We start from the raw sequence: 11,027 nt of genomic DNA, 5'->3' as shown, positions 1-11,027 counted from the left end.
TCCAGGTCGGGTTCGTCAGGGTCGCCGGTCGGCTACTTCTGGCACTGCGTGGCGTTGGTGACCTCGCAGATGTCGCGGATCTGGTCGTAGTAGGCGTCGTCGACCGGGGTGGTCGCGTAGAAGACGCTGCGGAAGCCCTCGGTGTCGGCCGACTCAACGCCGGAGGCGATGATCTCGTCGATCGTGACCTCGCCGAGGATCTCGCGCAGCTGCTCCTTGAGGTCGTCGGGGAGGGTGTCCGACTCGACGATCGGAGCACCGGGGACCATGGTCTTGGCGATGACCTCGACCTTGTCGGACTTCTCGACCTCGCTGTCCTCGGCGAAGCCGGCCTCGCACTCGACGCCCTCACCCACCTTCTGGACGCTGACGTCGTGCTTGCCCGCGAAGACCGGCGTGATGTCGGCCTCGGGATCGATGCCCGCCTCGATCAGGTTGTAGGAGGGGAAGAGGTAGCCGGAGGTGGAGGACGGGTCGACGAAGCAGACCTTCTTGCCCTTCATCCCGGCGAGATCCGTGATGGTGCTGCCCTTGGGGACGATCGCCTCGGAGTAGTAGCCCGGCTCCTGGCCCTCCGCGGTGGTGATCGAGGAGATCGGGGTGAGTTCGGCGCCGTTGTTGACGGCCGTGACGTAGGTGAAGCCCGAGAAGGAGGCGACGTCGACCTGGCCGGCGATGGCCGCCTCGATGAGGGCCGCGTAGTCGGTCGACTCGTTGTACTCGACGGTCTTGCCGGTCTCCTGCGCGATGTAGTCCATCAGCGGCTGGTAGTTGGTCTCGGTGTCGACCGAGTCGGGGACCACACCGAAGACCAGGGTGTCGGAGTCGACGGCGTAGCCGGCGCCCGCGTCGGCGGAGTCCGTTCCCGCGGCGGTGGAGGTGCCGGAGCAGCCGGCCAGGAGGGTGAGGGCACTGGCGACGGCGAGCGTCGTGATCGAGATACGTGCGCGGGTCTTCATGATCGCCTTTCAAGCAGGAGGAGGAGAGGTGTCGAAGGGGACGACAGGAACACTGCCGCATCTCCAGCCGTGATGTATACCTACGTGCTCGTTGTTCATAACGTGTTAACCCAACTTCGGGACCGACTGCCCGAGTGATTCCCGCGCACTCCTCGGCTGCGCGGCTCGTCAGCGTCCCTTGCTCGCTTCGGGCCCGTAAGGTGCCTATGTGGCAGAGGTGATGTACAAAGCGATCGCGGACGACCTGCGTCAGGCGATCGCGAGCGGGCGCCTCGCCCCGGGCGACGAAGTCCCGACCGAGGGTGAGCTCGCAGCGAAGTGGGACACGTCCCGCGGACCGATCCGGAACGCCCTGGCGGCCCTTCGCAACGAGGGCCTCATCGAGACGACACGGGGCCGGCCGAGCCGCGTCATCGAACGCAAGACCCAGCAGGCCGTCGACGTCTCCATCCCCTTCACCCGGTGGGCGCGCACCATGGGAGCCCGACCGGGAGCTCTCACGCAGCAGGTGTCGCTCCGCCGCTCCGACGACGACCAGGCGACACTGCTCGGGATCGAACCCGGCGACCTGGTCGTCGACGTCCTGCGCCTGCGCGCCCTCGACGGACGGCCGACCATGCTCGAGCGCCTCACCTTCATCGAGCCCGCGGGCCGCAACCTCTTCGACGTCGACCTCGACACGGTCTCGATCACCGAGTTCCTCGAATCGCGCGGCTGGAAGTCGGCCGAGGTCGATCACGAGATCGACGCCGTCGCGGCCGACGACACCGACGCCCACCTGCTCGAGCTCGCCCCGGGCTCGCCGGTGCTGCGCCTGCACCGCGTCACGCGCGACGCCGCCGGCCGGACCTTCGAGGCCTCCGACGACCGCTACCGCAGCGACATCGTCCGATTCACGGTCTCCGCCACCGGACGCCGCCGCGGCGGCGACCACTTCATCCGCCCCGTCGGCGTCTGAGCGGGCCCGGCGACTCAGATCGCCAGGAGCAGCACGCCGACGACCACCACGATCGACGCGGCGACGCGGCGCACCGCGAAGCCCTCCCTCAACACGAGCGCGCCGAACAGCGATACCAGCACCACGCTCACCTCGCGCACCGGCGCCACAAGGGCGACGGGGGCCATGGTGACGGCGGTGAGGATCAGGATGTAGGAGAGCGGCGACAGCACTCCGAAGAGGAGGAGGCGCGGCCAGTGCCTCCGCACGATCGCGAGGAGGTCGTCGCGGCGCCCTCGGAGCCCGGGGGCGTACAGCAGAACCTCGACCGCCGTGCATCCGACCATGAACGCGACCGGTGACAGCTCCCAGGTGCGGATGACGTGCGCGTCCCAGATCGTGTACGCGGCGATCGCGACACCGGTCAGCACCCCGAAGAGGATGCTCGGATCGACCCGGGAGCGCCGCATCCGCGACGAGGCGGGACGCGGATCGATCAGCCCGGTCCCGATGACCGCGACCACGATCACCGCGATCCCGACGATCGCGACGGGCGAGATCCGCTCACCCAGCAGCAGGACCGCGAGCACCGCGCTGAGCGCAGGCCCCGTCCCGCGCGCCGTCGCATAGACGGTCGAGAGCCGGCCCCGGGCGTAGCCCTGCTGGAGGACGAGCATGTAGACCACGTGCAGCACGCCGGAGGTCACCGCTCCGATCGCGAAGCCCGTGAGGACGTCGCCGCCCGAGCCGAGTCCGCCGGTGAACGGGATCACTGGCGCCCACAGCAGCGTGCTCGTCACGGCTCCCCACCAGAGAAAGGGCAGGCCGAGGCCGCTCACCCTGTGGGCGAGGATGTTCCACCCCGCGTGGCAGACGGCCGCAGCGAGGACGAGGGAGAGGACGAAGACAGACATCAGGACCCGTTCCGGTCGCGCGAGGGCACGACACAGGGGTCCTCCAGGCTTCTATCCCTTGAGATGACGGCCCGCCGGTGGCGGCGGAAGCCGTGGCGCCGCTCGAACCAGACGGACGATGAATCGTCCCGGAACCCTAGGCGCTGTCACCGATACCGTAGCGCAGCACGACTGCCGATCAGGTTCGCGCCCGTCGTCATACCGAGTCAAAGGTAGGGCAGAGACGATGCCGCAGTTCAGGAACTCGCTCGACAAGCGCTAAGCGGCCCGGGCCTCACGTCGGAGGCGAGCGATTAGGGAGAATCTCAAGAACTGCGGCTGTCGCAGCTCGTACCGCCGATCGGAACGCTCCAGCAGCGCAAGGACCAATGCCTCACGACGGCAAGTTCGCAGGGAGCGGCGTTGCCTCCCGCGAGCTAGGTCACGCCGACGCGACGGCGCTTTTCGACGGAAGCAGGCCGCCCTCGAGCGGTCGTCAGATGTGGTCTACTGATCTCGATTCAGGGGGATGAGCAATGAACAGCACTGTGGAACCGTCGGGATGGGCGCGCTTCTGGGACCACGGGCGGTGGTGGAAGGCGCTGATTCTTGCGGTCGGCTATCTCGCGATCTACGAGCCGGCCTCACTGCTGATGGCACCGTTCGTGCCCTTCATCGGAGACGCGGACTCCGCGAGCTACGTCATCGTCCTCATCACCGTCCCGGTCCTGATCGGAAGCCTCATCCTGGTCGGCTTCGGCGCGAGCGTCGGCTGGCTGCGGCGCACCTTCGAGCGGCGGACCCCTCGGGGAGGCGGCTGGATGTGGATCGCGATCGCGGTGGTCCTGCTCTTCAACGTGATGCGCTTCGCGAGCATCGATTACTCCGCCGCCGGGTTCGACTGGGTGGCCGCCTGGCTGCTCGCCGGACTCGTCATCGGCTTCTCCGAAGAACTCCTTACCCGCGGATATGTCGTCCGGATCATGCGCTCGTCGGGTCGCTCCGAGGTCGCCGTCGGGATGGTCTCCGCCGCTCTGTTCGCCTTGCTGCACGCGACCAACCTCTTCATCGGCCAGCCACTCCTGCCGACGCTGCTGCAGATGCTCTACACGTTCTTCTTCGGGTTCTGCATGTACCTCGCGCTGCGAGTGACCCGCACGATCATCGCGCCGATCCTGTTGCACGCCAGCACCGACCCCAGCATCTTCATGCAGGGCACCTATCCCGCCGCCGGCACCCTCTCCTCCTTCGCCCAACTCGGCAATATCGTCGTGATCCTGGTCGGTGTCGTCCTCCTCGTCGTCTTCCTCATCACCGAGCGCCGAGCTCGACACCGCGCGGGCACGGCGCAGCACGAAACCGCGCAGATCTCCTGACCACCATCCACCGGGGAACGTCCGCCCGACGATCCCCTTACGGGACGGGGTGAAGTACGGCCTGACCCTGTGACTCGTAGCGCCGAGTGGCGGCGTTTGTATGTCGAGTCAGCTCGCCGAGGCCAGCTCGTGCGCATCCGCAGGAAGGTAGATGAACGACTGCGGAACCGCGGGTCGTGGTTTGAAGTCGGTGAGCGCGAGCGAGTCTGGGAAGCGCTCTGCTGTTGCTACGACGATGGCGACGGCCGAGACGGCGTCGCCGTAGTATGCGAAGAACGCGTCCTTCTCGATGACGCCGACAGCGCCGAACCGTTCCCAGATCCGTGCGGGGGTGTCGGTGACCATCTCGTCGATTGTGAACTGGCCGATGACCTGGCTCGTGGGGGCAGTTGCGTAAATGAGGACGGTACGGATGTCGTCGGCGAGACGTCGTTTGCGGAACTCGACGCGCTTGCGGCCGTCGACGATTGCCTCTGCCCAGCGTTGATGGATCGACATCAGTGCGACTCGGTCAGCTGTTGCTGCACCCATGCGATTCCTTCCTTGTCCTTCACCCGAACGACGGACTGCGGCCATGACGTTACGACCCTACGTTCCACCAGTTCGGTCAGCGACCATGGCTGCTCGATGAACCGGTCCTGCCGGAAGAGGATCGTTAGAACAGCTCTCCCGTCCTGGTGCATCGCGGCGACCTCGGCGGCTGAGTACACGGTTCGCTTGAAGGAGAGTTCGATGGTGGCTATCGGATCGGCCGAGCGGTGGGAGCGCTCCGCAACACCAACGGCAACGATCGAGCCGTCTCCTCGAACACCGCCCTGGCTGCGGTAGAACAGCAGCGTCGACCCCGGAGGGATTTCCTTAGTGGGGCTGCGGCAGAGGTACGCCTTCCGGATGGCGTTGCCGTGCGCCTTCGGCGTCAAGAAGGTGTCGGCGAGCATCGTCGCACCCATCGTGCCGACGACCGTCGCGTCGGGGAACAAGTCGTCGTACCACTGGGGTGTGATCGGGATCACGAAGATCGGGTTGCCCGGCTGGATCGCGGGCGGCCCGTAGGCGATGTGGAAGTCCAGGCCATTCAGCTGTGACACGGTAGGCGGGTCCAGGTGCTTGAGCCAGATCTGCTCGTCCGGGTCGCTCCCCTTGTCGGTGACGTAGGCGAACCCGAAGTCGGTCAAGAACTCTAAGAGCCGCTCCTGTCGGGTGTTGACTTCAACGAACATGTCGCCGGGACGGCCCGGTTCGGTCGCTGCCCAGCGGAACACTGCCTTGAGGAGCAGCTCGCCATACCGCTTGCCGCCGGCGGTATCCCCGACTTTGAACGTTGACAGCTTGATCGCTGAGCGGCCTCGGTCCACCGGGTGAGCGTCCAGCATCTTCACCAGCGCGAGCGCCTCGTACCGCGAGCGATCGTCTCGAATCACCCATGCGCGTCGAGCGAGCGAATCCTTCTTGACCTTCCCGATCCAGGTGTCGAAGCCCGGATAGTCCTCGCGAAGCGAGTTGAAGAACGTCTGGGACGTCTCGAGCTCGTTGGTCTGCAAACGGTCGACCATCGGGGGTGGCGGAGGCGCGTCCGGATGCCAGGCCGCGAGCTGTGCCGCTGCCTCACCGGTGCGCAAGACGCGGTGCTCGAGCCCCAGCCTCGCCGCACGCCTACGAAGTCGGCCGTCGTTCGTGATGAGGAAGTGGACGCCCTCCGCGTGCAGGGAAGCGAGAATGCGCGCGTCTCGCTGGTCATTCGGTCCCGCCGGATGGGGAAAGACGTTCCAGACGTCGCCGGAAACGTTCACCTCGGACAAGGTCAGGTACTTCTCGTACGCGGCCAGGTTCTGGGCGCGATGAGCCGGATCGCTCGTCTCGGCAAGGTCGTCCCGCGTCGCCGGATGCACGAAGACGTGATGCCCGTTCTGGGCGGCAAGTCGCAGGAAACTACTCACCGCGGGGTGGGCGTCCTCGAGCTCGCCGTTGAACGGCTCGGCCGCGATGATGACGTTCGAATCGATGAGGAACGACATCTCGGTCTGCATCGGTCCCCCCACCGTCAGCGAGAGCATCTCACGCCCATGAGCAACGTCTGTGGAACTACGCGGCGTTCCTTTGAGTGGCGTTTCCCTGCAAAGGTCCCACCCTTGGCATGTCCGGAAAAGCAGTAGCTTTCTGAGACGCATCGTCCGGCGGTCGTTCCGCGCTCGGCGGGTCCAGGTTCTCGGGACGTCGACTGTCTCGGAAAGACGTCTTGACGCGTTTCGTCTCAGGAGGGGACGCGGAGGGTGTTTCCGAGTCAGAATGAGGTCGTGAGGCTTCTCGGGTACACGCGTGTGAGTACGTCGAGTCAGGACGCGCAGTTGCAGCTCGACGCGCTCGTCGCCGCCGGCGTGCAGAAGCGCGACGTCTTCGCGGACGTCACCTCGGGGAGCAAGACCGCGATCGAGCGGACCGGGATGAAGAAGCTCCTCGAGTACGCCGAGGACGGCGACACCGTGGTCGTGTGGCGAGTCGACCGCCTCGGCCGCTCCCTGATCGACGTGCTGAACACGGTGAACCTGCTGCGCGGGCGCGGTGTGCAGGTCCGGTCGATCTCGGACGGCATCGATCCGTCGACGTCGACGGGTCGGCTGATGCTGAACATGCTCGCCACGCTCGCGGAGTACGAGCGGGAACTGATCGTGGAACGAGTCAACGCCGGAATCGCGGCCGCCCGCGCGAACGGGACCCGGTTCGGCCGGCCCCTGTCGGATCCGGTCGTGATCGCGGACAAGCTCGCGATCGCCGCGGACGCGCGAGCGCGCGGTCGCACCGCTGAGGACGCTGCTCGTCTCGTCGGGTGGAGTCGCGCGACGCTCTATCGCCACCAGCAGGCTCATGCGGCCCGCGAGAGCGCGGCGATGTAGCGATTGATGGACGGCCTCGAGCGGTGGCGGATCCTTCGACTTCACGTCGAAGATCAGGTCCCTCTCGCGGCCCTCGCCCGCGAGAGCGGCATCGGCGCGCGGACGCTGCAGCGCTGGCATCAGCTCTATAGGAGGGACGGGCTCGCCGGGCTCGATGACGCTGCGAGGACGGACAAGGGCGGTCGGCGCACGGATCCGGCGACCGTCGCCGCCATCGAGGGGCTCGCCCTGACCCGGCCTCGTCCGTCGATCGCGACGTTGCATCGCCTCACCGTCGAGGGGTGCCTGCGCGACGGCCGGCCGGCGCCGAGCTACGCGGCCGTCCGGCAGATTGTGCAGGCCCTCGACCCCGCGCTCGTCACTCTCGCGTTGGAGGGTCCTGCTTCCTATCGCGACCGCCACGAGCTGGTGTTCCGCCGCCGGGCGGAGCGGCCGAATCAGATCTGGTAGGCCGACCACACCGAACTCGACGTCCTCATCGTCGGAGCGAACGGCAAGCCCGACCGCCCTTGGCTGACGACCGTGATGGATGATCACTCCCGCGCGATCTGCGGCTACATGCTCTTCACCGGAGCACCCTCATCACTGAACACCGCCCTCGCGCTGCGCCAGGCGATCTGGCGCAAGACCGACCCCGCATGGGCGATGTGCTGAATCCCCGACGTGCTGCACGTCGATCACGGCTCCGACTTCACCAGCCACCACCTCGAGCGCACCGCCGTCGAGCTGCACCTGCGGCTCATCTTCTCGACCGTCGGCCGACCCCAGGGGCGCGGCAAGATCGAGCGATTCTTCGGCACGATCAACACCGAAGTCCTCCCGACCCTTCCCGGCCACCTCGGCCCCGGGAACCGCAGCCCGCAGCCCGTGCTCGATCTCCCGGGCGTGGACCAGGCGATCGGCGCCTTCATCGCCACCTACAACCAGCGCACCCACCAAGAGCTCGGTGTCACCCCGCGCGACGCGTGGGTCGCGGACGGCTGGATACCCCGCATGCCCGACACCCTCGACGAGCTCGACGGCCTGCTACTCACCGTCCCGACCCATCGCACTGTGCAGCGAGACGGCATCCACTTCCAGGGGCAGCGCTACCTCGCGCCCACCCTCGCCCCGTTCGTCGGACACACCGTCACCATCCGCTACGACCCCCGCGACGTTTCCGAGATCCGCGTCTACGACCACGACACCTTCCTCTGCGTCGCCGTCGACGAAGCCCACCCCAACATCCGCCTCACCCTCCGCGACATCGAAGCCGCCCGCCGCGCCCGCCGCCACGAACTCCGCCGCGCCATCAACGACCGCATCCCCACCGTCGCCCACCGCGAAGAACCCCACCTCGCGGACCCCACCCCGCGCAAGAAACGACTCCGCACCTACGAGGAGGAGTGATGACCCAGACCTTCATCGCCACCAAGGAACACCGCCGCTTCACCGAGTTCGCGAACGCGGTGAAGAAGGAACGCACCATCGGCATCTGCCACGGCGACGCCGGAGTCGGCAAGACCAACTCCGCCCGCCGCTACGCCAACTGGGACACCCTCGAGCCCTACCTCACCGCGTGGGGCCCACGGAGCGAGGACGACGCGAAACACAACGCGCTCGCGCATCGCTCCCGCACCGTCTTCTACACACCCGAGGTACTGCCGCGACCCAAGGACCTCATGCGAGAGATCGGCAAGTGGCAGGCTCACCTCGGCATTTGCATCGATGAGCACCTCCGCACCATCGGGAAGGTCGCCGGCGTGCACAACGGCGACACCACTCGGCGGGTCGAGATGCTCATCGTCGACGAAGCCGAGCGGCTCACGCCCACCGCTCTCGAGCTGCTCCGCGACGAACACGACCGCACCCACCTCGCGATAATCCTGATCGGCATGCCCGGCATCGATCAGCGCTTCCGCCACTACCCCCAGCTCTACAGCCGCCTCGGCTTCTCCCACCGCTACCGCGCCCTCGGCCGAGACGAACTCCTCTTCGTCCTCGACCGACACTGGAAACACCTCGGCCGCACCCTCAACCCCGACGACTTCACCGACGCCCAAGCCGTCGCCGCGATCGAACGCATCACCCGCGGAAACTTCCGCCTCCTCGAGCGACTCTTCCCCCAGATCAGCCGCGTGCTCAAGATCAACGAACTCGAGACGATCACCGACGACGTCATCGAAGCCGCCGCCAGCGTCCTCGTCATCGGGAGCTGACCGGCGCCACCGAGCGATCAGAGAACGCCGCCATCGAGCAAGCAACTCCACAGCACAGCGCATCCGGCTCGCCGCAGTGGTGCGGTGAACGACCCCCATACGAGACGGCGGGCTCGGGAGCTCGTCAACTGGTCGAGAGCAAGGTGCAACGATGAGCGCATGGATGAAGAGGCGACGGTCGAACGCGCTGACCTGCTGTGGCAGGAGGGCCGCCGTGCGGCCGCTCTCGAGCTCTTGCGCACGCATGTTCGCTGCGTCCCCTCGAACACGAGGGCCAGGCTCGCGCTGATCGCGAAGTACCGTGCGCTCGGCGCCCCTGACCAAGCAGGACGCTGGGGGCTCGCTCTGGATGGCGAGACTTCGGACTTCGAACGAGACAGGGCTGCGCGCCTACTGGCAGGGGCAGGCGTCCGCGACGAGGATCTGCCCGAATTCCTCGCTCTACCCTCCCGCGATCTTCCTCAAGAAGCTCTCGAGTTGCTCCCTCTGGTCGAGCACTATCGCGCAAAGTTCGATGAAGAAAACCCCTACATGGAGACGCCGCCGAGAGACCAGCTCGATCTCACTGCGACTGTACTGCTGTTGTCTTCGGCCGGCCTGACCATTGTTGCAATGGCGATTATCTGGGGTGGCGCAGCCCTCGGCCTGCAAATGACCGCATTCGCTCGATGGTCAGGTCTCGCCTGCGTCGGCATCGCCGCTCTCGGTTGCGTGACACGGGGCTGGTGGTGGTTGCGCTCAGGATCTCGAGCGCTCGGCTGGGCCTGGCTAGCGCCGGCCGCGATCGTCATGGCCGGAGTCATCCTCCTCATCACGGCCGCAGCTCACAACGGCGGAGAGCTTCATTTCACTGGGAAAGAGTGAATCGACGCGCCACCCGACGAGCGCGTCGCATGACGTCCCACGTGACCGGTCAGCGACCCCCATCCGGGATGCCGCGGCCGAGCGCGGTCGGTTAAGCGACGGCTCCTCTCAGTCGGCAGACTGTGCTGGTGTCCTCTAGGAAGAAGATCCGAGCACTGCTGACCACAGCGCAACGTGACCAGACGCATGTCACGGTCCGATTCGCGTTCGGGAACCGATGGTCGATCGACGGGTTCGTCGTCGGTGTGGGTCGGAAGTGGGCGCTCCTCGCGGAGACGATGACCGGCGGCTTCTTCGACGGGTACGCCGCCGTCCGTCTCGCGGAGATCGAGCGGGCGCGACCGAGTCGGTCCTGGGAAGCACGATTCTCGCGTACCCGACCGGAGTGGCCCCCTCACCCGCCCACCGATCGCCCCGCGATCGATCTCGACACCACCTCGGGGCTGCTGGCCACCTTCCTCGACCCGAAGACCCTGGTCAGCATCGAACGCCGCAAGAAGTACAGCGCGATGTGGGTGGGCGTCCCCTACGCACTCACTCGCAACTGGCTCTCCCTCTGGGAAGTGGACGCGAAAGCGATCTGGCACGAACGGCCGCTCGGCTACCGACCCCGAACCATCGCCCTCGTCCGGACCGGCGACCACTACCTCAGAGCACTCTCGGCCGTCGTCGGCGATCGGCCTCCCCAGGACCTGCCGTACGACTGGGCCGCACGCTCGAAGCACGCACGACGCCAGCAGTGACGACAGGCCGACGATGGTTGGTCAACCATCCCCATACGGGACGAGCCGCCGCCGTGGCCGGTGTCGGAGTCACGCCGACCTCAGGAAGCGTTGATGTCCCCGTGGATCGTCAGGAACCAGGCCGTGTCGCCGTCCGCGTTTGACGCGGTGGCCTCGACAGTCGAAA

10 protein-coding genes and 1 pseudogene are annotated in these 11,027 nt (G+C 66.8%); 7 read left to right on the top strand and 4 right to left on the bottom strand.

The window, feature by feature from the left end:
• Nucleotides 1-32: 32 nt before the first annotated feature.
• On the bottom strand, nt 33-959 hold the full coding sequence (locus C5D66_RS13385; protein ID WP_104256148.1) for a phosphate/phosphite/phosphonate ABC transporter substrate-binding protein: 927 nt from the start codon (nt 957-959) through the stop codon (nt 33-35).
• 208 nt (nt 960-1,167) lie between these two features.
• Here C5D66_RS13385 and C5D66_RS13380 point away from each other — a divergent pair, with 208 nt between their 5' ends.
• Nucleotides 1,168-1,917: a GntR family transcriptional regulator gene (locus tag C5D66_RS13380; RefSeq protein WP_258063878.1), complete on the top strand. Its 750-nt coding sequence runs from the start codon at nt 1,168-1,170 to the stop codon at nt 1,915-1,917.
• A gap of 14 nt (nt 1,918-1,931) precedes the next feature.
• Here C5D66_RS13380 and C5D66_RS13375 read toward each other — a convergent pair whose 3' ends face one another.
• Nucleotides 1,932-2,810 (bottom strand): EamA family transporter, encoded by an 879-nt coding sequence (locus tag C5D66_RS13375; RefSeq protein ID WP_104256150.1) that lies wholly within the window; start codon nt 2,808-2,810, stop codon nt 1,932-1,934.
• A 515-nt stretch (nt 2,811-3,325) separates the two neighbouring features.
• On the opposite strand from C5D66_RS13375, the gene C5D66_RS13370 reads away from it, so the two are divergent.
• A complete protein-coding gene (locus tag C5D66_RS13370; protein WP_104256151.1) occupies nt 3,326-4,165 on the top strand; it encodes a CPBP family intramembrane glutamic endopeptidase in 840 nt (279 codons plus the stop codon).
• A 108-nt stretch (nt 4,166-4,273) separates the two neighbouring features.
• Here C5D66_RS13370 and C5D66_RS13365 read toward each other — a convergent pair whose 3' ends face one another.
• On the bottom strand, nt 4,274-4,663 hold the full coding sequence (locus tag C5D66_RS13365; RefSeq protein WP_219814227.1) for an ASCH domain-containing protein: 390 nt from the start codon (nt 4,661-4,663) through the stop codon (nt 4,274-4,276).
• A complete protein-coding gene (locus C5D66_RS13360; protein ID WP_104256153.1) occupies nt 4,663-6,192 on the bottom strand; it encodes an N-acetyltransferase in 1,530 nt (509 codons plus the stop codon). The genes C5D66_RS13365 and C5D66_RS13360 overlap by 1 nt, the downstream gene beginning before the upstream one ends.
• A 267-nt stretch (nt 6,193-6,459) precedes the next feature.
• On the opposite strand from C5D66_RS13360, the gene C5D66_RS16875 reads away from it, so the two are divergent.
• From C5D66_RS16875 to C5D66_RS13340, 5 genes and pseudogenes are all read left to right on the top strand, one after another.
• Nucleotides 6,460-7,056 carry a recombinase family protein gene (locus tag C5D66_RS16875; protein ID WP_104256154.1) on the top strand — a complete coding sequence of 199 codons (597 nt, stop codon included), beginning with the start codon at nt 6,460-6,462 and terminating at the stop codon, nt 7,054-7,056.
• Between the two features lie 6 nt (nt 7,057-7,062).
• Nucleotides 7,063-8,445 (top strand): annotated as a pseudogene (locus C5D66_RS17650) (Mu transposase C-terminal domain-containing protein).
• Nucleotides 8,445-9,254 carry an AAA family ATPase gene (locus tag C5D66_RS13350; RefSeq protein ID WP_104256155.1) on the top strand — a complete coding sequence of 270 codons (810 nt, stop codon included), beginning with the start codon at nt 8,445-8,447 and terminating at the stop codon, nt 9,252-9,254. The pseudogene C5D66_RS17650 and the gene C5D66_RS13350 overlap by 1 nt, the downstream one beginning before the upstream one ends.
• A gap of 159 nt (nt 9,255-9,413) precedes the next feature.
• On the top strand, nt 9,414-10,118 hold the full coding sequence (locus C5D66_RS13345; RefSeq protein WP_104256156.1) for a hypothetical protein: 705 nt from the start codon (nt 9,414-9,416) through the stop codon (nt 10,116-10,118).
• Nucleotides 10,119-10,246: 128 nt separating this feature from the next.
• Nucleotides 10,247-10,861: a hypothetical protein gene (locus C5D66_RS13340; protein WP_146079316.1), complete on the top strand. Its 615-nt coding sequence runs from the start codon at nt 10,247-10,249 to the stop codon at nt 10,859-10,861.
• The last annotated feature ends 166 nt before the right edge of the window (nt 10,862-11,027 follow it).

Source organism: Rathayibacter sp. AY1B4 (genome assembly GCF_002932815.1).
In the GTDB taxonomy this organism is placed as follows: Bacteria; Actinomycetota; Actinomycetes; order Actinomycetales; family Microbacteriaceae; genus Rathayibacter.
Note: the sequence above shows the minus strand (reverse complement) of the source record. Positions and strands in the feature narration are given on the sequence as shown.

Excerpts from the sequence above, each read along its gene's own strand:
- C5D66_RS13385 (WP_104256148.1), bottom strand. The coding sequence starts at position 959 with ATGAAGACCCGCGCACGTATCTCGATCACGACGCTCGCCGTCGCCAGT.
- C5D66_RS13375 (WP_104256150.1), bottom strand. The coding sequence starts at position 2,810 with ATGTCTGTCTTCGTCCTCTCCCTCGTCCTCGCTGCGGCCGTCTGCCAC.
- C5D66_RS13370 (WP_104256151.1), top strand. The coding sequence starts at position 3,326 with ATGAACAGCACTGTGGAACCGTCGGGATGGGCGCGCTTCTGGGACCAC.
- C5D66_RS13365 (WP_219814227.1), bottom strand. The coding sequence starts at position 4,663 with ATGTCGATCCATCAACGCTGGGCAGAGGCAATCGTCGACGGCCGCAAG.
- C5D66_RS13360 (WP_104256153.1), bottom strand. The coding sequence starts at position 6,192 with ATGCAGACCGAGATGTCGTTCCTCATCGATTCGAACGTCATCATCGCG.
- C5D66_RS13350 (WP_104256155.1), top strand. The coding sequence starts at position 8,445 with ATGACCCAGACCTTCATCGCCACCAAGGAACACCGCCGCTTCACCGAG.
- C5D66_RS13345 (WP_104256156.1), top strand. The coding sequence starts at position 9,414 with ATGGATGAAGAGGCGACGGTCGAACGCGCTGACCTGCTGTGGCAGGAG.